Genomic DNA, 20492 nt, shown 5'->3' on the forward strand with positions numbered 1-20492 from the left:
CCAATTGTTGCGTTAGACTAGGACCATTAAAACCTCCAGTTTTGGATAGTTCAGATGGTCCAGATGCGTAAATGGCGACCCTTGCTCAACCTGGAGGGAGGCGAGACTCAAGCGTCCTACCGCAAGATTGTCGAAGGCCTGGTGACCGCGATTGTCGACGGACGCCTCACGCCCGGGACCTTGCTGCCCGGGACGCGGGAAATGGCGCGCTTGCTCGACGTCAACCGCAAGACCGTGATCCTGGCCTACGAGGAAGCCATGACCAAGGGCTGGCTGGTCAGCGAACCGCGCCGGGGCACCTTCGTCAACGCGCAACTGGCCCCCACGGCCACGGCCCGCAGCGCCCCGCCCTCCTTCGCGCTGGAACTGCGGGCGCAACCCGCCGTGCCGTATTTCACCCCGGGCCAGCCGGCGACGGCACTGCAACAGCAGCCTGGCGCGCTGTTCTTCGACAACGGCGCCTGTGACCACCGTTTGCTGCCGCAAGCCGTCCTGCATCGTTATTACCGCAACGCGCTGCGCAAGAGTTTCGTGTCCAATACCGTGCGTCACGGCAGCGACGGGACCAGTCATGCGCTGCGCCGGGCCCTGGCCGAGATGCTGCGCAATAATCGCGGCCTGGCCGTCGAGGCCGAGCATATCTGCCTGACCCAGGGCGTGCAGATGTCACTGTACCTGACCGCCAGCGCGCTGCTGGAACCCGGTGACGTGGTGCTGGTGGAGCGCCTGAGCTATCCGCCGGCGTGGGAGATCTTCCGTAAACTGGGCGCACGCCTGGTGACCGTGGACCTGGACAGCGAAGGCTGCCGGGTCGATCAGATCGACGCGCTGTGCCGGCTGCACCAGGTGCGGATGATCTATCTCACGCCCCATCACCAATTCCCCACCACCGTCAGCCTGCATGCCGGGCGTCGGCAACAACTGTTGGCCTTGGCCAAGCGCCATGATTTCTGCGTGATCGAGGAAGACTACGACTACGAGTATCACTTTGACGGTCGCCCCTATCTGCCCCTGGCCAGCGACAGCACCCAGCGCCATGTGATTTATATCGGCTCGCTGTCCAAGTCCCTGGGCTCGACCTTCCGCTGCAGCTATGTGGTCGCGCCCGGCAATGTGATCGAGGTGCTTAACCGCAACGCCGCGCTGACCCTGGGCCACGGCGACGCGGTGTCGCAGCAGATGCTGGCGGACCTGATCAATGACGGTGAACTGAAAAAGCACCTGCGCCGGGTCTCGAAGGAATACCGCCAGCGTCGGGCAATCCTCCACCGTTGCCTGGTGGAGGGCTTTGGCGAGCGCATTTCGGTGCAGGAGCCTGAAGGCGGCCTGGCACTGTGGGTGCGTTTCGCGGACGACATAAACGTCTGCCAACTGGTGGAGAAAGCCCTGGAGTTCGACCTGGTGGTGCGTAACGGCCGCCAGTTCTCGCCCATGGATCAGCCGGAGAATGCACTGCGCCTGGGCTTTGCTTCGCTCAATCGTGATGAAATACAGCAGGCTACGCAGCGTTTGGCGCAGGCGGCGAAAGCCATCGCCTGAAGGTTTGCCAACATCAGCTCAACGCGTCGAGAGAACCCCAATGGCAGCCTTCTTTTCCTGGGAAGCCGGTGCATTAACTGGCGCGAAGCGTTGTGCGGACTCCTTGGGGCTCCCCCCATGCGGCGCACGAAGGCTTTCCTCGGGCGACGGGGCGTTCGAACTGGCTTTCAGTCGTCGGATATCCCAACCCTATCACCGACTTTCACTCGAGCCAGATCCTGCCGCAGCGACGTTACCTTTTCAATGCCGTTCAATTGCTCAAACTCTCGTTGAGCCTCTTCCCAGAGAGGAGCAGCCCTTTTGAACAAGCTCAAACCTTCCTCGGTTAGCGCTACAAGGCGACTTCTACCGTCCGATGGCGAAGGACGGATCGAGATCAATCCCTCGCGCTCCAGAAAGCCGGCCATTTTTCCCATCGCCGTGCGCTCGATATCGAGCCGCTCAGCCAGGGTATTGATTGCAGCACTCCCCAGCTCATAGAGAGCGGCCAAGGTAAGGTATTGGGTGATCCGCAACCCCGATGGCTCAAGGTGCGCATCGTAGAAACGAGAGATCTGCCGGCTCGCCTTCCTTATTGCGGAACAATTGCACTGGGCGATCCCTAGCGGTTGGTTGACCGGCAGCATCTCTATATTTCCTCTCTAGCACAGATGATTACTTACGACCTGGACGTACGGCTCATGCATAGACGTCCCGGTATTTTTCGATGAAAGCCTGCACGGACAACGCGGGCGTACCGGTGACCTTCTCCACCACATCGTTCACACCCGCGAAGACGCCCTCTCGGTAGTCCTGAGCGACTTCAACCAGATGCTGTACCAAGGCTGGCGGAAACTTGTACTCCTGCGTCATTTTACGCTCGAACGCCTCGATCGATGCCGGTGCGTACTCGATTTTCGCGCCAAGCACCTCGCTCATGGCCGCTGCGATCTCGGTTTGATTCATCTCGACCGGGCCGTGAAGGCTGTAGATCTTACCCTCGTGTCCCGCCGGGTTGGCCAGGATATGGGCGATCACCCGCCCTTGGTCGTCAGTCGCGATTGGCGCGTGACGACCATTCTCGAAGGGAAACTCGATTTTTTTCTTGGCCCAGATCTCCTTGGCGAAGTGAGGGTACACGAGCCAGTCCGCAAAGAACGTGGGGCGCAGGTGCGTTGTGGGCACGCCCGACCAGTCGAAGACACGTTCGGAGATCCAGTGATCCTGTGCCAAATGACTCCTGGACTCACGCCGTGCGGAAATCTGCGACATGTTCACGATCGCCTTGACTCCAGCTTCCTTCGCTGCCTGGGCAAAATACGCTGCACCTTCGACAATTCCGGACGCCAGCGGATAAAGGAAATAGGCCGAGCGGATTCCCTCCATCGCCGCGCGGATAGCATCGATATCGGTGAAATCACCAATCGCAACTTCAACCCCGCGCTCGCGCAGGACCGCAGCCCTCTCATCGTGCGAGCGCACGTAAGCTCGCACGCGCTTGCCCATCTTGAGCAGCTCATCGATGGCCGCCCCACCCGTACGCCCGGTTGCACCGCTTACAAGAATTTCGGCTTCGCTCATGATCGTGGTCCTCTCAATTAATAGAAGCATATGCTCCTATATGATTAAAAATAAGAGCACATGCCCCTATGCACTTAAATTAAGAGCATATGCTCTTACTGTCAACCCACTCCAATGACCGTTCGGCGGGTTGCGCCGTAAAGACAAGGCGCTGGCTGAAACCGAGGCTGTTCAGGCGGACGCCCGAACGACCACGGCACGGCACAGGCCGCGCAATGCGCTGAGCGAGGTCGAACGACAAGCGATCATGGAGCTGTGCAACAGCCCGGGCTACGCCGTCACGTGGCCGACCGCGAGTAACAGCCGCCAGTTCGCGCCCACGGATCAACCGGAGAATGCATTACGCCTGGGTTTTGCCTCACTGGATCGCGATGAAATCCGCGAGGCCACACGGCGTTTGGCGCAGGCGGCCCAAGCCATCGCCGGCTAGATGCCGTGCCCACTGGCTTGACCGTCCGCACCATCGCCAAGGAACAGCCAGAAGATTTCGTATACCATCGGCACAACCCATTGCGAACGATCAGAACCGTGGCCCTACCAAAACTCAACGCTCCCGACCTCGGCAACTCGCCTTCGACGTCGGAAATCATCACCCGCCATCTGCGCGACGCCATCGTCGCCGGGCATTTCGCCGAGGATGAGCCGATTCGCCAGGACGATATCGCCCGGCAGTTCAACGTCAGCAAGATTCCGGTGCGCGAAGCCCTCAAGCGCCTGGAAGCCGAAGGCCTGGTGATGTTCCAGCGCAATCGTGGGGCGATGGTCACGCGGGTGTCGGATGCGGAACTGGCGCAGATGTTCGAAGTGCGCATGCTGCTGGAAGACAAGGCGCTGCGCCTGGCGATTCCGAACATGACCGAAGAAACCTTCGCCCGTGCCGAACGCATCTGCCAGGAATTTATCGGTGAAGATGACGTCGGTCGCTGGGCCGAACTCAACTGGGAGTTGCACGCCTGCCTCTACGAACCGGCGCAACGGCCGTTTCTGGTCAGCCTGATCCGCTCGGTCAACGACAAGCTGGAACGCTACCTGCGCATGCAGATGAGCCTTTCCGCCGGCAAGGAACGCGCCGACCACGAACACCGGGAGATTCTCGCGGCCTGTCGCGCCGGTGATGTGGATCGCGCGGTGACGCTGCTCGACGAGCATATCGCCGGCGTCTGCAAGACCCTGTTCGAGCACCTGCCCCATAGCCATTGACGGCATCGCGCACTGTGCTGATTTCGTCATCGGCACAGGCTAAAACCCTCAAGCCGCCGCCCCCCTCTGCAGGCCACTCTGTCCGTCACTTATCGGAACGGACGTGGCCCTCCCATGAAACGCATCAGCGTGATCGACTCCCACACCGGCGGCGAACCTACCCGCCTGGTGATCGCCGGTTTTCCTGACCTGGGCAACGGCAGCATGGCCGTGCGCCGGCAGCGGCTGGCCGAACAGCACGATCAGTGGCGCGCGGCCTGCGTCCTCGAACCACGGGGCAGCGATGTGCTGGTCGGCGCCCTGCTCTGTGAGCCGGTGGACCCGAGCGCCTGTGCCGGGGTGATTTTCTTCAACAACACCGGTTACCTCGGCATGTGCGGCCACGGCACCATCGGCCTGGTGGCCTCCCTGGCGCACCTGGGCAGGATCGGCCCCGGCACCCACAGCATCGAGACACCGGTGGGCACGGTGCAGGCGACCTTGCATGACGACCATTCGGTGAGCGTGCGCAACGTCCCGGCCTATCGTTACCAGAAAGCCCTGGCGCTGGAGGTGCCGGGTATCGGGGAGGTGGTTGGTGATATCGCCTGGGGCGGCAACTGGTTCTTCCTGATTGCCGAGCATGGCCTGGATATCGCCGGCGACAATCTCGAGGCCCTGACCGCCTATACCTTCGCCGTCCAGCAAGCCCTGGAGGCCCAGGGTATTCGCGGTGAGGATGGCGGGCTGATCGATCATATCGAGCTGTTCGCTGATGACGCCCACGCCGACAGCCGCAACTTCGTCCTCTGTCCCGGCAAGGCTTACGACCGCTCCCCTTGCGGCACGGGCACCAGCGCCAAACTGGCGTGCCTGGCGGCCGACGACAAGTTGCAACCGGGGCAGATCTGGCGTCAGGCCAGTGTGATCGGCAGCGAGTTCGAGGGTTCCTACGAGCATCAGGGCGAGCGCATTGTGCCGACCATTCGTGGCCGCGCCTTTATCAGCGCCGAGGCCAGCCTGATCCTCGAACAGGACGACCCATTCGCCTGGGGCATTCGCCCGTGAACGAGGGCCGGGTGGCCGATGTGATCGTGATCGGCGCCGGTATCATCGGCGCCGCCTGTGCCCAGGCGCTGGCCCGGCGTGGCTTGCAGGTCCTGGTGCTCGACGCCGGCCTGCCCGGGGCGACGGCGGCGGGCATGGGCCACTTGCTGGTGCTCGACGACAATCCGGCCGAACTGGCCCTCAGCCAATACTCCCTGCAACGCTGGCGCGAAACGGCCCCGACGCTACCCGACGGTTGCGCCTACCGCAGCAACGGCACCCTGTGGCTGGCGGCCAATGCCGAAGAAATGGCCGTCGCCCAGGCTAAACACCTGAACTTGCAGGCCCAGGGCGTGGCCTGCGAGTTGATCGGCGGCAACGCCTTGCGCCAGTGCGAACCCGAATTGCGCGAAGGCCTGGAAGGCGGGCTGCTGATCAATGGCGACGGCATTCTCTATGCCCCGGCGACCGCCCGTTGGATGCTCGAAAGCGCCCATATCCGCCAGCGTCGGGCGCGGGTCAGTGAAGTCGACGGCAACCGTGTGCGCCTCGACGACGGTCACTGGCTGCAGGCCGATGCGGTGATCCTGGCCAACGGCGTCCAGGCCAGCGAACTGTGCCCGGAATTGCCGATCGTGCCGAAAAAGGGCCACTTGCTGATCACCGACCGTTACCCCGGAAAAGTCACCCGCACCCTGGTGGAACTCGGTTACGTCACCAGCGCCCACAATGCCAGCGGCCCTTCGGCGGCGTGCAATATCCAGCCGCGTCCCACCGGGCAATTGTTTATCGGCGCCTCACGGCAATTCGGCACCACCGACCCGCAGGTCGAAGGCTGGATGCTCGCCAAAATGCTCAAGCGCGCCATCGAGTACATGCCCGGGCTGGCGCAACTCAATGGCATCCGCGCCTGGACCGGCTTTCGCGCCGCCAGCCCCGACGGTTTGCCGCTGGTGGGCCAGCACCCGCAACGCCAGGGCTTGTGGCTGGCCGTCGGTCACGAAGGCCTGGGGGTGACAACGGCACCCGGCACCGCCGACCTGCTGGTGGCGCAATTGTTCGATGAAGCGCCGCCGCTGGCCGCACTGCCTTATCTGCCGCAACGTTTTCTCGGGGAGCCGGTTTATGCCTGAATTACTGCTGGACGGCCACGTCCTGAAGGTTGCCGAAGGGACCAGCGTCGCCGCCGCCTTGGCGCTCGGCGGCGACGGTTGCAGCCGCACATCGGTCAGCGGCCAACGCCGCGCGCCCCTGTGCGGCATGGGCATTTGCCAGGAATGCCGGGTGAACATCGACGGTCGCCGTCGTCTGGCCTGCCAGACGCTGTGCCGTGACGGCATGCGCGTGGAGACTCAAGCATGAGCGAATACGCCGATCTGCTGATTATCGGTGCCGGCCCCGCCGGTATGGCCGCCGCCCTCGCCGCGGCGCCCAGCGGCGCACGCATCGTCATCCTCGACGACAACCCGCTGCCGGGCGGGCAGATCTGGCGCGACGGACCTCAGGCCACGTTGCCGAAGCAGGCCCACCGTCTGCGCGAGCAACTGGAGAACCACAGCAATATCCAACGCCATGCCAGCACCCGGGTGATTGCCTGCGCCGGTCCGAAACAGCTGCTGGTCGAAGACGATGAACGCGGCTGGGTGATTGCCTACGACAAACTGATCCTGTGTACCGGCGCGCGCGAATTGCTGCTGCCCTTCCCCGGCTGGACCCTGCCCGGCGTCACCGGTGTGGGCGGACTCCAGGCGTTGATCAAGGGCGGATTGCCGGTGCGGGAAGAGCGTCTGGTGATCGCCGGCAGCGGCCCCTTGCTGCTGGCCAGCGCCGCGACCGCCAGGCACAACGGCGCCCGGGTGCTGCGTATCGCCGAGCAGGCGAGCACAAGCGCCGTCGCCGGTTTCGCCGCGCAACTGCCGCGCTGGCCGGACAAACTGCTGCAATCGTTCAGCCTGTTCGACCACCATTATCGAACCAACAGCCATGTGCTCGCCGCCCTGGGCACGGATCGCCTGGAAGGCGTGCGCCTGCAACAGCAGGGAAAAATCGTCGAGCTGGCCTGTGATCGACTGGCCTGCGGTTTCGGCCTGATCCCCAACACCCAGCTCGGCCAGGCCCTGGGCTACGCCCTCGATGGCCAGGCCCTGGCGGTCGATACCTGGCAAGCCGGCAGCCGCGCCGATCATTACGCGGCGGGCGAATGCACCGGTTTCGGTGGCAGTGAGCTGGCCCTGCTCGAGGGCGCGATTGCCGGGCATGCGGCGGTCGGTGAACGTGCGCAGGCCCAGACGTTGTGGCCGTTGCGGGCACGCTGGCAGGGCTTTGCCAAGGTCTTGAACCACACTTTCCGCCTCAAGCCGACACTCAAGTCACTGGCCCAACCCGACACCCTGGTGTGCCGCTGCGAAGATGTACCCTACTCCGCACTGGCAACACACCTCGACTGGCGCGAAGCCAAACTGGCCACTCGCTGCGGCATGGGCGCCTGCCAGGGCCGGGTCTGCGGCGGTGCCGCGCAACACCTGTTCGGCTGGCAACCCTCGGCACCGCGCCCGCCCTTCAGCCCGGCGCGGATCGAGACCTTGTTGTGCCTGGACGACGCGCCACCGGCCTGAATGCCGGCCCGGGGCTTCCGGGCCCGGCGCCGAGCCTCTATGATCCAGAAGATCGCCCCCAGGCTTCCAGCACCATGTATGCCTCGCTCAGCCACTTCAAACCCTGCGATCTGCCGACCCTGTTAAGCAGCTTGCAGCCGATTGCGCCGCTGCTCGATACCTTGTCGGACGTGGTGTTTTTCATCAAGGACAGCGAGGCCCGCTACGCCTTCGTCAACCAGACCCTGGCCCGGCGCTGCGGCTTCAAGGAGAGCGCCGAGCTGCTCGGGCGCACCGCCGACATGGTCTTTCCGGAACGCTTCGGCCCGCTGTACACCGCGCAGGATCGGCGGGTGCTGTCCAGCGGTCGCGAGCTGGCCGACCAACTCGAACTGCACCTCTATTACGGCAACCAGCCGATCTGGTGCCTGACCCACAAACTCGCGCTACTGGATACCCAAGGCCATATCGTCGGCCTGGCCGGGATTTCCCGGGATCTGCAACTGCCGCAATCCAGTCACCCGGCCTTCCCGAAACTCGCGGCGGTGGATGCCCATATCCGCAGCCACTTCGCCCGGCCCATCAGCCTGGCCGAACTGACGGCGATTGCCGGGTTCTCGGTGGCGCAACTGGAGCGCCACTGCAAACGGGTGTTCCAGCTCACTCCACGGCAGATGATTCACAAGGCGCGCCTGGAAGAGTCCTCGCGGCTGTTGCTGGACACTGACCTGCCGATCACCGAGATCGCCCTGCGCTGCGGTTACACCGACCACAGCGCTTTCAGCCGCCAGTTCCGCGCCCTGACCAGCCTGGCGCCCAGCCAGTACCGCGACAGCCGTCGCTGAGCCTCCCATCCCCTTGAAACCCACAACACTGTTGTGTGGTGTCACTGTGGGAGCGGAGCTTGCCCGCGAAGAGGCCCTTGAGACCGCCAAAAGCTTCGCGGGCAAGCTCCGCTCCCACAATGACCGAGTCGGCACTGGCTGAAGGCGGTGTTCCTTTAAAGGGCGCGGTCGCGAAAACATGCTCCCTTCTGTAACACCCTCTCACCCCCTATCGGCGAACGCCTGAGTCCTGGCCCCCCCCCCGTAACCCCTCTAACCCGAGGACCCACGAAGAATTCATGTCCTGAGATTGAAACAGGCACAGTCATTGCTAATCTAATATCGTATACGAAATTCCTAATACGACAGCCAACACCACTCACCGATAACGAGGTCTCCATGAAAAATCCCGTTTTTGCCGCAGCGCTCAGTGTGGTTCTCAGTTCGTCCTTTATCGCCACGGCCCAGGCCGACAAGCTCGACGACATCATCGGTTCGGGCAAGCTGCGTTGCGCCGTGACCCTGGATTTCCCGCCGATGGGTTCCCGCGATGAGAGCAACAAGCCGGTGGGTTTCGACGTCGACTACTGCAACGACCTGGCAAAAGTCCTCGGGGTCGATGCCGAGATCGTCGAGACGCCGTTCCCGGATCGGATCCCGGCACTGGTCTCGGGCCGTGCCGACGTGATCGTCGCCTCCACCTCCGACACCCTCGAGCGGGCCAAGACCGTCGGCCTGTCCCTGCCCTACTTCGCCTTCCAGATGGTGGTCCTGACCCGCACCGACACCGGCATCAGCAAATACGAAGACCTCAAGGGCAAGCCGGTCGGCAACACCAGCGGCACCTTTGAAGCCCTCGCCCTGGAAAAAGACCAGAAGAGCTGGGGCACCGGCAGCTTCCGCGCCTACCAATCGCAGAACGACACCATCCTGGCCGTCGCCCAGGGCCATATCGACGCCACCGTCGTCACCAACACCGTGGCAGCCGCTACGCTCAAATCAGGCAAATACAAGAACCTGAAGGTCGCCGGCAACGCGCCGTACGTGATCGACTACGTCTCGCTGGGGGCCAAGCGCAACGAGTACGGCCTGATCAACTACCTCAACCTGTTTATCAACCAACAGGTGCGTACCGGACGTTACAAGGAGCTGTTCGTCAAATGGGTCGGGACCGAGATTCCGCCGACCGACCTGACCGTGCCCCACGTCTACTACTGAGGAAACCTGAATGCCCAGCACGCCCACTTCCCTGCCAGGACGCAGCCTGGTTGAAGGAGCCGCCCAAGGCCCCTTGCTGTTCGCCGACGTCGGCCTGAGTTTCTGGGGCGGAGTCGATCCGTTCAGTGGCGAGGTGATCGACCGCCATCACCCCTTGAGTGGTGAGCACCTGGCCGGCCGCGTGCTGGCGTTGCCCAGCGGCCGCGGTTCCTGTACCGGCAGCAGCGTCATGATGGAGTTGATCAGCAATGGTCATGCGCCGGCAGCGCTGGTATTGGCCGAACCGGATGAAATCCTGACTCTCGGCGTGCTGGTGGCCCAGGTGATTTTCGAGCGTTCCCTGCCGGTGCTGTGCATCGGCCGGGAGGCCTTTTCCGCCTTGCGCGGCCAGGCCTTTGCCCGGGTAGAAGGCAGCCGCCTGACGCTCTTCGACGAGACACCCGCCGATCACTGGCAGGCACCGACCACACCGGTGCAGGCACAACCTGCGGCAAACCGCGTCGCCCTCAGCGAACACGACCTCGCCCTGCTGGACGGCCAATACGGCAAGGCCGCCCAGGTGGCCATGCAGATCATCCTGCAAATGGCCGAACTGCAAGGTGCACCCGCCTTGCTGGACGTGACCCAGGCGCATATCGACGGCTGCATCTATACGGGCCCGGCGAGCCTGCGCTTTGCCGAACAACTGGTGCAATGGGGCGCGCGCGTTCGCGTCCCGACCACCCTCAATTCCATTTCCGTGGACCAGCGCCGCTGGCGCGAGTTGGGCGTCGATCCGGCTCTCGGCGTACCCGCCAGTGCCCTGGGCGATGCCTATATGGCGATGGGCGCGCAGCTCAGCTTCACCTGTGCGCCCTACTTGCTCGACAGCGCACCGAAGGCCGGCGAACAGATCGTCTGGGCCGAATCCAACGCCGTGGTCTACGCCAACAGCGTGCTCGGCGCCCGCACCCAGAAGTACCCGGACTACCTGGATATCTGCATTGCCCTGACCGGTCGCGCGCCGTTGATCGGCTGCCATCTGGACGCCCAGCGCAAGGCCCGGCTGCAAATCGAACTGCCCGCCCTGGGTGAGTTGGACGACTCGTTCTATCCATTGCTCGGTTATCACATCGGTGCCCTGTCCGGCAGCCGGATTCCCCTGGTGCTCGGGTTGGAACAGCGCCAACCAAGCCTCGACGACCTGAAAGCCTTCGGCGCGGCCTTCGCCACCACGTCCGCGGCGCCGCTGTTTCATATTGCCGGGGTGACCCCGGAAGCGCTCGATCCGACCCAGGTGCTGGAACCGGGTGTTGTGCTGCCGGTGGAAAAAATCCGTCTGCCAGACCTGCTGCTGAGCTGGCGTGAACTCAACAGTGCCCGCGACCCGCGTGTGGAGGTGGTGTCCCTGGGCAACCCGCATTTTTCCCTCAGCGAATTTGCCCATCTGGCCCGTCTCTGCCGGGGTCGGCACAAGCACCCCGACGTGGTCCTGGCCATCACCTGCGGGCGTGCGGTACTGGAACAGGCCCGCGCCGCCGGGCATATCGCGGCGATCGAAGCCTTCGGCGCAACCCTGGTCACCGACACCTGCTGGTGCATGCTTGGCGAACCGGTGATCCCGCCGGCCGCCACCACCTTGATGACCAACTCGGGCAAGTACGCCCACTACGCCCCTGGCCTGGTGGGGCGCAAGGTGCACTTCGCCAGCCTGGCCGAATGCGTCGACGCCGCCTGCACCGCCAACGCCAGCGGGCGCTTGCCGGCCTGGCTGGCACCGGCCGTCCCACAGGAGACTCCCGCGCATGTTTGACTACACCTTCCAATGGCGCGCGGCCCTGCGCGCCTTGCCGGATATGCTCGCCGGGGCCGTCGTCACCTTCGAGACCGCCGCCCTGTCGATGATCTTCGGCGTGCTGATCGCCCTGGCCCTGACGGTGATGCGCGAAACCAGGAATCCGTTGCTGCGTGGCATCGGTAACGGCTGGGTATCGATTGCCCGCAACACCCCGTCGCTGTTCCAGATCTACATCCTCTACTTCGGCCTCGGCTCGCTGGACCTGCATGTCAGTTCATGGTTCGCCCTGCTGGCCGGGATCACCTTCAACAACGCCGGTTATCTCGCGGAAAACTTTCGCGGCGGCCTCAAGGCGGTGCCCGATACCCAAGTGCGCGCCGCACGGTCACTGGGCATGAGCGCCTTCCAGGCCTACCGGATGATCATCGTCCCGCAGCTGCTGCGCATCGTCTTCTATCCGCTGAGCAATCAGATGGTCTGGGCGGTGCTGATGACCTCCCTGGGGGTGGTGGTCGGCCTGAACAATGACCTCACCGGGGTGACCCAGGAGTACAACGTCAAGACCTTCCGCACCTTCGAGTTCTTTGCCATTGCAGCGGTGCTGTATTACCTGATTGCCAAGGCGATCGTCGCGGCAGCCCGGCTGATGGCCTGGCGACTGTTCCGCTACTGAGGAGGTGACCATGTTTTCCACCAGTTTTTCCTGGAATGACCTGCTGTTCCTGCTCAACGGCGCCTGGGTCACCCTGCAACTGACCTTCTGGGCGATCCTCCTCGGCTCTGCCGCCGGGCTGCTGTTCGGCTTGTTGCGGGCGCTGTTGCCCCGCGCCAGCCTGCCCCTGGCCTGGGTGCTGGACGCGTTTCGCAGCGTGCCGTTGCTGATCCAGTTCGTCCTGTTCAACTCACTGAAAAGCATCGTCGGCCTGAATATCAGCGCCTTCAGCGTCGGCTGCATCGTGCTCGGGGTCTACACCGCCGCGTACTTCACCGAGATCGTCCGCGGTGGCGTGCTCTCGGTGCCCCTGACCCTGCGCCGGGCCAGTCGCTCCCTGGGTCTGAGCTTCCTGCAGGACCTGCGCTGGATCGTCCTGCCGATGGCCACGCGGGTGGCCTTCCCCGGCTGGCTGAACCTGGTGCTCGGGGTGATGAAAGACACCGCGCTGGTGATGTGGATCGGCATCGTCGAACTGCTGCGCGCCTCGCAAACCATCGTCACGCGCATCCAGGAACCGCTGCTGGTGCTGTGCATCGCGGGCCTTATCTACTACGTCATGAGCCTGGTGGTCGCTCGCCTCGGCGCTCGTCTGGAAAGAAGGTGGCAAGAAAATGATTGAGATCGACAACGTACACAAATCCTTCGGCGACCTGGAAGTGGTCAAGGGCGTCAGCCTGACGGTGAACAAGGGCGAGGTGGTGTCGATCATCGGCGGCTCAGGCTCCGGCAAGTCGACCCTGCTGATGTGCATCAACGGCCTGGAATCGATTCACAAGGGCAGCGTGCGCGTCGACGGTATCGAGGTCCACGACAAGGCCACCGACCTCAACCGCCTGCGGCAGAAGATCGGCATTGTGTTCCAGCAGTGGAACGCCTTCCCGCACCTCACCGTGCTGGAAAACGTGATGCTGGCGCCGCGCAAGGTGCTCGGTAAAAGCAAGCAGGAGGCCGAGGAGCTGGCGGTCCGGCAACTGACCCACGTGGGCCTGAGCGACAAGCTCAAGACCTTCCCCGGCAAGCTCTCCGGCGGCCAGCAACAGCGCATGGCGATTGCCCGGGCCCTGGCCATGTCGCCGGACTACATGCTGTTCGACGAGGCCACCTCGGCCCTCGACCCGCAGTTGGTGGGCGAGGTGCTGGACACCATGCGCATGCTTGCCGAAGACGGCATGACCATGGTCCTGGTGACCCATGAAATCCGCTTTGCCCGCGATGTGTCCGATCGCGTGGCGTTCTTTCGCAACGGCCTGGTGCACGAGATCGGCGCGCCCGACCAGGTCATCGGCAATCCCGTGCAGCCGGAAACGGCGGCGTTCCTCAAGTCCGTGAAATAAACATGATCCCTGAATAAAACACGCTCCTGTAGGAGCCAGCTTGCTGGCGATGAATGTCGCCACACCGCGATCAGTCTGATGCCACGCGTTATCGTTGACGACCATCGCCAGCAAGCTGGCTCCTACAAGGTCCGCGAACAGTCAAAGGAGGAGTTTGCAATGCGTTCTTCAAAAATCGTCCACGTGGTCAGCTGCCACGCCGAAGGTGAAGTCGGCGATGTGATTGTCGGCGGCGTAGCCCCGCCGCCCGGGGCCACCGTGTGGGAACAGTCGCGCTGGATCGCCCGGGATGAAACCCTGCGCAACTTCGTCCTCAACGAACCCCGTGGCGGGGTGTTCCGCCACGTCAACCTGCTGGTGCCGGCCAAGGACCCGCGGGCGCAGATGGCCTGGATCATCATGGAGCCGGCGGATACCCCGCCGATGTCCGGGTCCAACTCGTTGTGCGTGGCCACCGTGCTGCTCGACAGCGGCATCCTGCCGATGACCGAACCCCAGACCCGACTGGTGCTCGAAGCGCCAGGCGGATTGATCGAAGCCGTGGCCGAGTGCAGGGACGGCAAGGTCCAGCGGGTGGAAATCAAGAACGTGCCGTCGTTCGCCGACCGCCTCGACGCCTGGATCGAAGTCGAGGGCCTGGGTTCGATCCAGGTCGACACCGCCTATGGCGGCGACAGCTTCGCCATTGTCGATGCCCAGCGCCTGGGGTTTGCCATCCGTCCCGATGAAGCCAGGGACATGGTCGAGACCGGCCTGAAGATCACCCGCGCCGCCAACGAACAACTGGGCTTCGTCCACCCGCTGAACCCGGACTGGTCGCATATCTCCTTCTGCCAGATCGCCGCGCCGGTGGTCTACGAGAACGGCGTCGCCACCGGGGCCAACGCCGTGGTGATCCGCCCTGGCAAGATTGACCGCTCGCCCTGTGGCACCGGTTGCTCGGCGCGCATGGCGGTGTTGCAGGCCAAGGGCGTGCTGCAGGTCGGCGAGCGTTTTATCGGGCGTTCGATCATCGGTTCGGAGTTCCACTGCCGCATCGACTCCCTGACCGAACTGGCCGGGCGCGCAGCGATCTACCCGTGCCTATCCGGGCGGGCCTGGATCACCGGCACCCACCAGTTGCTGCTCGACCCCGCCGATCCCTGGCCACAAGGCTACCGGTTGTCGGACACCTGGCCCGGTGCCTGAGCGCCAACGCCACCGCTAGACGGCTGATAGAGAAAAACCGGGATGCCCTGACGGCGTCCGACGAAAAAACACTGGTCTAATTTTTTCACTTAAAATATCGTATACGAAATACGTTAATCCACTGGAGAGCATCATGAGCAAACGCATCAATTGGAGCGGCGTCTTCCCGGCGGTCACCACTCAATTCAACGACGACTTCACCATCAACCTGGAAAAGACCCACCAAGTGATTTCCAACGTCATCCGTGACGGCGTCTCGGGCCTGGTGGTGTGCGGTTCGGTGGGGGAAAACACCTCCCTGACCGCCGAAGAGAAAATCGCCGTGACCGAAGTCGCGGTGGATGCCTCCCGTGGCCGCGTGCCGGTGATCTGCGGCGTGGCCGAGTTCACCAGCGTGCAAGCCGCCAAGGTGGCCAACGCGGTACGTAAGGTCGGCGTTGATGGCGTGATGCTGATGCCGGCGCTGGTCTACGGCTCCAAGCCCTTCGAGACCGCCGAGCACTACCGCTACGTGGCCAAGAACGCCGACGTACCGTTGATGGTCTACAACAACCCGCCGATCTACAAAAACGACGTGACCCCGGACATCCTGATTTCCCTGGCCGACTGCGACAACGTGGTGTGCTTCAAGGATTCCTCCGGCGACACCCGGCGTTTTATCGACGTGCGCAATGAAGTCGGCGACCGTTTTGTGCTGTTCGCAGGCTTGGACGATGTGGTGCTGGAAAGTATCGCGGTGGGGGCCGAGGGCTGGGTCTCGGGTATGTCCAACGTGTTCCCGATCGAAGGCGAAACCATCTTCCGCCTGGCCAAGGCCGGGCGCTTTGCCGAAGCCATGCCGATCTACGAATGGCTGATGCCGATTCTGCACCTCGACGCCCGTGCCGACCTGGTGCAGTGCATCAAGTTGTGCGAAGCCATCGCCGGTCGCGGCAGCGCCCTGACCCGTCCGCCACGCCTGGCCTTGCCGGAAGCCGACCGTGTGTTCGTCGAGCAGATCATGGCCAAGGCAATGGCCAATCGTCCGTCATTGCCGGACGTGGGTCTCTGAGTTGTCCTGACAGGAGTTTTCCATGTCCGAGATCATCGGCCACAACTACATCGGCGGTGCGCGTAGCGCCGCCGGAACCGTCACCCTGCACAGCCATGATGCCAGTAGCGGCGAGGCCCTGCCCTTCGTCTTCACCCAGGCCACGGCTGCTGAAGTAGATGCCGCCGCCCAGGCTGCTGCATCTGCCTACCCGGCCTTTCGTGCGCTGTCAGCCAACCGGCGTGCGGAGTTTCTCGAAGCCATCGCCGCGCAACTGGACGCCCTGGATGATGACTTCATTACCCTGGTCACCCGCGAGACCGCCCTGCCCACCGGCCGTATCCAGGGCGAACGCGCCCGCACCAGCGGCCAGATGCGCCTGTTCGCGCAAGTCCTGCGCCGGGGTGATTTCTACGGCGCGCGCATCGACCGCGCATTGCCCGAACGCCAGCCACTACCAAGGGTCGACCTGCGCCAGTACCGGATCGGCGTCGGCCCGGTCGCGGTGTTCGGCGCGAGCAATTTCCCCCTGGCGTTCTCCACCGCCGGCGGCGATACCGCGGCCGCGTTGGCTGCGGGCTGCCCGGTGGTGTTCAAGGCCCACAGTGGGCATATGGCGACGGCGGAACAGGTGGCCGATGCAATCATCCGCGCCGCCGAGCAAACCGATATGCCCAAGGGTGTGTTCAATATGATCTACGGCGCCGGGGTCGGTGAAGCCCTGGTCAAGCACCCGGCGATTCAGGCCGTCGGTTTCACCGGCTCACTGACCGGGGGACGCGCGCTCTGCGATATGGCCGCCGCACGGCCGCAGCCGATTCCGGTGTTCGCCGAAATGAGCAGTATCAATCCGGTGCTGGTGTTGCCCGAAGCCTTGCAATTGCGCGGCGAAAAGATCGCCAGTGAACTGGTGGCTTCAGTAGTGCAAGGTTGCGGTCAGTTCTGTACCAACCCGGGCCTGGTGATCGGCATCGCCTCGCCAAGGTTCACGGCGTTCACCGCGCTGCTCAGTGCCTTGATGAACGAACAACCGGCGCAAACCATGCTCAATGCCGGCACGCTGCGCAGCTACGGTAACGGTGTGCAGGCCCTGCTCGATCATTCAGGTGTCAGCCATCTGGCCGGTAAACCACAGCAGGGCAATCAGGCGCAGCCGCAACTGTTCAAGGCCGATGTCCGTCTGCTGCTCAATGGCGATCCGCTGTTACAGGAAGAGGTCTTCGGCCCGACCACGGTCATCATTGAAGTGGCCGACAACGCCGAGCTGCAACAGGCGCTACAGGGCTTGCACGGTCAACTCACGGCCACTCTGATTGCCGAGGCCGGCGATCTGCAACGCTACGGCGAGGTGCTGCCGCTGCTGGAGCAAAAGGTCGGGCGGATGTTGTTCAACGGCTATCCGACCGGTGTCGAAGTGGGTGATGCCATGGTTCATGGCGGGCCCTATCCGGCCACCTCCGATGCCCGGGGCACGTCGGTCGGCAGCCTGGCCATCGAGCGTTTCCTGCGCCCGGTGTGCTACCAGAACTGCCCGGATGCCTTGTTGCCCGAAGCGCTGCAAAACGCCAACCCGCTGGGCATCAATCGCCTGGTCGATGGCCACAGCCAGCGCACACCGCTGTAAAAACCGGGCACCATCGGCTGGATCGATGGTGCCCTGATTCATTCAGGCCAGCAGCGCTTTCAGATCGTTGTACAGCGCCTCGGGAATCTGCACCCCTTCAACCAGACTGCGCGCACGTGCCTCATAACGCCGTTGCGACGGCAAGCGTGCGCCCTGCCCCACAATGCTTTCGAACACGGCTTCGGCACGGGCCAGATGCTGCTCGGTGGCCGCGCCGAGAAAGCGCTGCGGATCGAAGGCGATAAGCAGTTCGCCATGGTACGGCGATGACTTGCTGCCGGCGTCATAGGCCAGGGATTCGGCACTGGTCAGGTCACCGATCAACGGCCCGGCGATCAACTCCACCATAGCCGCCAACGCCGAGCCCTTGTGCCCGCCGAACGTCAGCATCGCGCCGCTATCGAGCACCACATTGGCATCGGTACTCGGCTGCCCTTGGGCGTCCACTCCCCAGCCTTCGGGAATGGCCTTGCCGGCACGCCGATGCAGCTCGATCTCGCCACGGGCAATCGCGCTGGTGGCGAAATCGAAGACAAAGGGATTGTTGCCGGCACGCGGCCAACCGAAGGCGATGGGATTGGTGCCGAACACCGGCTGACTCCCACCGGCCGGTGCGACCCAGGCATGGCTGGGCGTACAGGCCAGCGCGACCAGGCCGGCAGCGGTCAGTTGCTCGATCTCGACCCAGAGCGCGGAGAAATGCACACAGCGATTGATCGCCAGGGCCGCGATCCCGTTGGCCCGGGTTTTCTCTTGCAGCAGCGGCAGGCCCGCCTGGAACGCCAACTGCGAGAAACCACCCGCTGCATCGACACGCACAATGGACGGCGCCTGATCGATGACCTGCGGCTCGGCATCGGCGGCCACCTTGCCGTTCCTCAGGGAGTTCACGCAGCCCAGTATCCGGTACAGGCCATGGGAAGCGCAGCCATCGCGCTCGCCGGCAATCACCGTGTCGGTCACCGCCTGGGCATGGGCGAGGTTGAAACCGTTGTGCAACAGGATCGATTCGGCCAGCTCGCGAGCTTCAGCCAGGGACAGTCGGATCATAATCAGCTCCTTGAACAGACTGTCCAGACTGGTCCATTCCAGAGCTTGCGGCTTGATCGCTTTAGGCCGGGACGATGACGAATTCGGCACACCCTGGTGGCTCGACATGGGCCGTATTGCCCGCCCATCGAAACATTCTGTAACCCCCTCGATTTGGCAGGCGCGGCGCCAGCACGTTCAATGAGCGTTTTCTGCAAGGAGCAGGCTATGCCTACCGAACAAATCATTCTGATGGCCATCTTTGGCATTGTTGTCATTGCCTGGGGTATCAGGCTGGACATGAAGAACCACAAGAAGGAAAAAGCCGCGCGGCAGGCCCAGGGCAATAACGGGGCTTGATCGGGTGATCGGCGTCTCCTCTGGCCGGTCTCCCCTGCTCAAAAAACAAAGCCCAGCATCAAGCCGGGCTTTTTTTATGGTGTTGGCCTCAGCCTTTTGGAGGCGCCTTGAGGCTATCCAATCGACCGCTTTCCAGCAAAGCCTTGTACTTCAACGCATCCGCTTCACTGTGATAAACGCCGACCAGCACATCGCCCTGGTAGACATCCCACATCCGGACGCCCGCGTTATTGGCGTCATGGGACATGTGATCCTCATCGCGTTCTTTGACGGTAATGACCATTGGCACATCCTCTGGGTTGAGGCAGGTAAGATATTTTTTACTCCTGTTGCTTCCAAGATTCCATACTCAATACCTTGGAAACGGGGGCCGCTTTACTGTCTCGCGAACTCAGCCATTTGGGTGGTTGCCCACTGCTGACGATAGCTGATTGGAGGGAGATGCGCCCTCCAGCAAGGCATCCACCACCGCACGCGCCACCTCCACCGAATGCAGCATGCCCCAGAACAACGCCCGCTCGACCGGGTTGGTGTGCAGGCTGATTTCGTCGCCGTTGAGTTCCGCCGTTTCGAGCAGATTGGAAACGTAGACCAGGGCGTCCTGGGCGGTGATGCCGGGTTGGATGGCGAATAGCGTGGGTTTGTAGGGGGCTTCGGGGGTGACGGGTTTGGAGCTGGTGAATGCCAGGGTGTCGAGCAAACGGGGGGTGTTTGCCGGGGCTGGCTCGGACTCGTTGAATGGCGTATCAGAGAGTTTGCGCAGGTACATAGCCCTATCGGCAGTGCTGAGGGCTTTGCGAGCGAAGGGCGGATCGGGAGTGATTTTCTTAGCCATGGAGATACTCCTATTCACTAAAGGAGCCCGCCACATTTCGTTACCAAGCGAAGGGGTGGCGAACTGTACGCAGGTTGGTAAACCGGTGAATAGGAACCGGCAGGCCGAAGCCTCCTGCGCACAGCCCGCCATAACGCGAACACAAAAAAACCGCTCTCGCGGCGCTGTGCGCCTACTCAAATCCGGGTTACCAAGCCCGATCGCTGAATTTGCAGCGACACCTGAACATTAGCCCCGACGTTTGGCGCAAGCAATATTCTCCCATGCCTGAAACGTGTGGGAAATATGAGTTTTTTTGGAAGGCTATTTCGCGTGTCTTGCGGACTGTCGCCAGTTGGTGCTGAACGCATGGCACACATACTGGCCTGGGCTGCATACCACATGGATGGCAACCCGATCCCAATAGGCGGCTCTTTCTATGAGGACTGGCCTCCTGACGCAGCCGAAACAAGGTAGTATTCGCCTGCTTTCGGCCAACTGCGGACATTCATGAAGTAGGGAAAACTATGGCAACTGAGCGCGTCTATAGCTACTTTGACTATGACGGAGAGGTCGAACTGCCGGAAGAAGGAGTGGCAAATTTCGGAGGCGCGCCACACTACTTTTGGCTCCGTGAAGGCAGTTCAACACCTGAACATG

Annotated in this window: 22 protein-coding genes; 17 read left to right on the forward strand and 5 right to left on the reverse strand. The window is 63.0% G+C overall.

The genetic code is table 11. The annotated features are described in order from the left end of the window. Positions 1–54: 54 nt before the first annotated feature. Positions 55–1539, forward strand: coding sequence for a PLP-dependent aminotransferase family protein (locus tag M5B42_RS29750; protein ID WP_248747834.1), 1485 nt, complete (start codon positions 55–57; stop codon positions 1537–1539). Between the two features lie 167 nt (positions 1540–1706). On the opposite strand, the gene M5B42_RS29755 is transcribed toward M5B42_RS29750, so the two are convergent. Together M5B42_RS29755 and M5B42_RS29760 are read right to left on the reverse strand one after the other, a co-directional pair. After that, on the reverse strand, positions 1707–2165 hold the full coding sequence (locus M5B42_RS29755) for a MarR family transcriptional regulator (protein ID WP_248747835.1): 459 nt from the start codon (positions 2163–2165) through the stop codon (positions 1707–1709). Between the two features lie 52 nt (positions 2166–2217). Beyond that, the gene (locus M5B42_RS29760; protein WP_248747836.1) at positions 2218–3099 is read right to left on the reverse strand and encodes an NmrA family NAD(P)-binding protein; all 882 of its coding nucleotides are present in this window, start codon (positions 3097–3099) and stop codon (positions 2218–2220) included. Between the two features lie 130 nt (positions 3100–3229). On the opposite strand from M5B42_RS29760, the gene M5B42_RS29765 reads away from it, so the two are divergent. The 15 genes from M5B42_RS29765 (at position 3230) to M5B42_RS29835 (ending at position 17629) form a co-directional block, all read left to right on the forward strand. Beyond that, the gene (locus M5B42_RS29765; RefSeq protein ID WP_248747854.1) at positions 3230–3529 is read left to right on the forward strand and encodes a hypothetical protein; all 300 of its coding nucleotides are present in this window, start codon (positions 3230–3232) and stop codon (positions 3527–3529) included. Between the two features lie 98 nt (positions 3530–3627). Then, positions 3628–4299 (forward strand): GntR family transcriptional regulator, encoded by a 672-nt coding sequence (locus M5B42_RS29770; protein ID WP_103499588.1) that lies wholly within the window; start codon positions 3628–3630, stop codon positions 4297–4299. A 114-nt stretch (positions 4300–4413) separates the two neighbouring features. After that, positions 4414–5346 carry a 4-hydroxyproline epimerase gene (locus M5B42_RS29775; protein ID WP_152742018.1) on the forward strand — a complete coding sequence of 311 codons (933 nt, stop codon included), beginning with the start codon at positions 4414–4416 and terminating at the stop codon, positions 5344–5346. Beyond that, positions 5343–6458, forward strand: a complete 1116-nt coding sequence (locus tag M5B42_RS29780) for an FAD-dependent oxidoreductase (RefSeq protein ID WP_248747837.1) — start codon at positions 5343–5345, stop codon at positions 6456–6458. Before M5B42_RS29775 ends, M5B42_RS29780 begins: the two co-directional genes overlap by 4 nt. Then, a complete protein-coding gene (locus tag M5B42_RS29785) occupies positions 6451–6687 on the forward strand; it encodes a (2Fe-2S)-binding protein (protein ID WP_103499553.1) in 237 nt (78 codons plus the stop codon). Before M5B42_RS29780 ends, M5B42_RS29785 begins: the two co-directional genes overlap by 8 nt. Then, positions 6684–7940 (forward strand): FAD/NAD(P)-binding oxidoreductase, encoded by a 1257-nt coding sequence (locus M5B42_RS29790; protein WP_248747838.1) that lies wholly within the window; start codon positions 6684–6686, stop codon positions 7938–7940. The genes M5B42_RS29785 and M5B42_RS29790 overlap by 4 nt, the downstream gene beginning before the upstream one ends. Positions 7941–8014: 74 nt before the next feature. After that, positions 8015–8764 carry an AraC family transcriptional regulator gene (locus M5B42_RS29795; RefSeq protein ID WP_103499587.1) on the forward strand — a complete coding sequence of 250 codons (750 nt, stop codon included), beginning with the start codon at positions 8015–8017 and terminating at the stop codon, positions 8762–8764. Positions 8765–9142: 378 nt separating this feature from the next. After that, positions 9143–9961, forward strand: coding sequence for a transporter substrate-binding domain-containing protein (locus tag M5B42_RS29800; protein WP_152742021.1), 819 nt, complete (start codon positions 9143–9145; stop codon positions 9959–9961). Positions 9962–9971: 10 nt separating this feature from the next. Further along, positions 9972–11753 (forward strand): aconitase family protein, encoded by a 1782-nt coding sequence (locus M5B42_RS29805; protein ID WP_248747839.1) that lies wholly within the window; start codon positions 9972–9974, stop codon positions 11751–11753. Continuing rightward, the gene (locus M5B42_RS29810; RefSeq protein ID WP_103499549.1) at positions 11746–12411 is read left to right on the forward strand and encodes an amino acid ABC transporter permease; all 666 of its coding nucleotides are present in this window, start codon (positions 11746–11748) and stop codon (positions 12409–12411) included. The genes M5B42_RS29805 and M5B42_RS29810 overlap by 8 nt, the downstream gene beginning before the upstream one ends. 10 nt (positions 12412–12421) lie before the next feature. Continuing rightward, a complete protein-coding gene (locus tag M5B42_RS29815) occupies positions 12422–13072 on the forward strand; it encodes an amino acid ABC transporter permease (RefSeq protein ID WP_103499548.1) in 651 nt (216 codons plus the stop codon). Next, positions 13065–13787, forward strand: coding sequence for an amino acid ABC transporter ATP-binding protein (locus M5B42_RS29820; protein ID WP_152742023.1), 723 nt, complete (start codon positions 13065–13067; stop codon positions 13785–13787). The genes M5B42_RS29815 and M5B42_RS29820 overlap by 8 nt, the downstream gene beginning before the upstream one ends. Before the next feature lie 159 nt (positions 13788–13946). Continuing rightward, positions 13947–14975: a proline racemase family protein gene (locus M5B42_RS29825; protein ID WP_103499546.1), complete on the forward strand. Its 1029-nt coding sequence runs from the start codon at positions 13947–13949 to the stop codon at positions 14973–14975. Positions 14976–15108: 133 nt separating this feature from the next. Continuing rightward, on the forward strand, positions 15109–16026 hold the full coding sequence (locus M5B42_RS29830; protein WP_100941688.1) for a dihydrodipicolinate synthase family protein: 918 nt from the start codon (positions 15109–15111) through the stop codon (positions 16024–16026). A gap of 22 nt (positions 16027–16048) precedes the next feature. Further along, positions 16049–17629 (forward strand): aldehyde dehydrogenase (NADP(+)), encoded by a 1581-nt coding sequence (locus tag M5B42_RS29835; protein ID WP_248747840.1) that lies wholly within the window; start codon positions 16049–16051, stop codon positions 17627–17629. Positions 17630–17671: 42 nt separating this feature from the next. Here the strand turns inward: M5B42_RS29835 and M5B42_RS29840 are convergent, their stop codons facing one another. After that, entirely contained in the window at positions 17672–18679 is a 1008-nt protein-coding gene (locus tag M5B42_RS29840) for an Ldh family oxidoreductase (protein WP_248747841.1), read from the reverse strand. Positions 18680–18886: 207 nt separating this feature from the next. Between M5B42_RS29840 and M5B42_RS32160 the strand changes: the two genes are divergently transcribed. Next, the gene (locus tag M5B42_RS32160) at positions 18887–19018 is read left to right on the forward strand and encodes a hypothetical protein (protein ID WP_255916955.1); all 132 of its coding nucleotides are present in this window, start codon (positions 18887–18889) and stop codon (positions 19016–19018) included. A gap of 88 nt (positions 19019–19106) precedes the next feature. Here M5B42_RS32160 and M5B42_RS29845 read toward each other — a convergent pair whose 3' ends face one another. Further along, positions 19107–19301 carry a hypothetical protein gene (locus tag M5B42_RS29845; RefSeq protein WP_100941691.1) on the reverse strand — a complete coding sequence of 65 codons (195 nt, stop codon included), beginning with the start codon at positions 19299–19301 and terminating at the stop codon, positions 19107–19109. Positions 19302–19409: 108 nt separating this feature from the next. Continuing rightward, the gene (locus M5B42_RS29850; RefSeq protein ID WP_152742027.1) at positions 19410–19853 is read right to left on the reverse strand and encodes a hypothetical protein; all 444 of its coding nucleotides are present in this window, start codon (positions 19851–19853) and stop codon (positions 19410–19412) included. Positions 19854–20492: the final 639 nt, after the last annotated feature.

It is taken from the genome of Pseudomonas sp. MWU12-2037 (genome assembly GCF_023242345.1).
Taxonomy (GTDB): Bacteria; Pseudomonadota; Gammaproteobacteria; order Pseudomonadales; family Pseudomonadaceae; genus Aquipseudomonas; species Aquipseudomonas gingeri_D.

Bases quoted from the DNA above. Each gene is read 5' to 3' on its own strand.
- M5B42_RS29750 (WP_248747834.1), top strand. From the start codon at position 55: ATGGTCCAGATGCGTAAATGGCGACCCTTGCTCAACCTGGAGGGAGGC.
- M5B42_RS29755 (WP_248747835.1), bottom strand. From the start codon at position 2,165: ATGCTGCCGGTCAACCAACCGCTAGGGATCGCCCAGTGCAATTGTTCC.
- M5B42_RS29760 (WP_248747836.1), bottom strand. From the start codon at position 3,099: ATGAGCGAAGCCGAAATTCTTGTAAGCGGTGCAACCGGGCGTACGGGT.
- M5B42_RS29775 (WP_152742018.1), top strand. From the start codon at position 4,414: ATGAAACGCATCAGCGTGATCGACTCCCACACCGGCGGCGAACCTACC.
- M5B42_RS29785 (WP_103499553.1), top strand. From the start codon at position 6,451: ATGCCTGAATTACTGCTGGACGGCCACGTCCTGAAGGTTGCCGAAGGG.
- M5B42_RS29790 (WP_248747838.1), top strand. From the start codon at position 6,684: ATGAGCGAATACGCCGATCTGCTGATTATCGGTGCCGGCCCCGCCGGT.
- M5B42_RS29795 (WP_103499587.1), top strand. From the start codon at position 8,015: ATGTATGCCTCGCTCAGCCACTTCAAACCCTGCGATCTGCCGACCCTG.
- M5B42_RS29800 (WP_152742021.1), top strand. From the start codon at position 9,143: ATGAAAAATCCCGTTTTTGCCGCAGCGCTCAGTGTGGTTCTCAGTTCG.
- M5B42_RS29805 (WP_248747839.1), top strand. From the start codon at position 9,972: ATGCCCAGCACGCCCACTTCCCTGCCAGGACGCAGCCTGGTTGAAGGA.
- M5B42_RS29810 (WP_103499549.1), top strand. From the start codon at position 11,746: ATGTTTGACTACACCTTCCAATGGCGCGCGGCCCTGCGCGCCTTGCCG.
- M5B42_RS29815 (WP_103499548.1), top strand. From the start codon at position 12,422: ATGTTTTCCACCAGTTTTTCCTGGAATGACCTGCTGTTCCTGCTCAAC.
- M5B42_RS29820 (WP_152742023.1), top strand. From the start codon at position 13,065: ATGATTGAGATCGACAACGTACACAAATCCTTCGGCGACCTGGAAGTG.
- M5B42_RS29825 (WP_103499546.1), top strand. From the start codon at position 13,947: ATGCGTTCTTCAAAAATCGTCCACGTGGTCAGCTGCCACGCCGAAGGT.
- M5B42_RS29830 (WP_100941688.1), top strand. From the start codon at position 15,109: ATGAGCAAACGCATCAATTGGAGCGGCGTCTTCCCGGCGGTCACCACT.
- M5B42_RS29835 (WP_248747840.1), top strand. From the start codon at position 16,049: ATGTCCGAGATCATCGGCCACAACTACATCGGCGGTGCGCGTAGCGCC.
- M5B42_RS29840 (WP_248747841.1), bottom strand. From the start codon at position 18,679: ATGATCCGACTGTCCCTGGCTGAAGCTCGCGAGCTGGCCGAATCGATC.
- M5B42_RS32160 (WP_255916955.1), top strand. From the start codon at position 18,887: ATGCCTACCGAACAAATCATTCTGATGGCCATCTTTGGCATTGTTGTC.
- M5B42_RS29845 (WP_100941691.1), bottom strand. From the start codon at position 19,301: ATGGTCATTACCGTCAAAGAACGCGATGAGGATCACATGTCCCATGAC.
- M5B42_RS29850 (WP_152742027.1), bottom strand. From the start codon at position 19,853: ATGGCTAAGAAAATCACTCCCGATCCGCCCTTCGCTCGCAAAGCCCTC.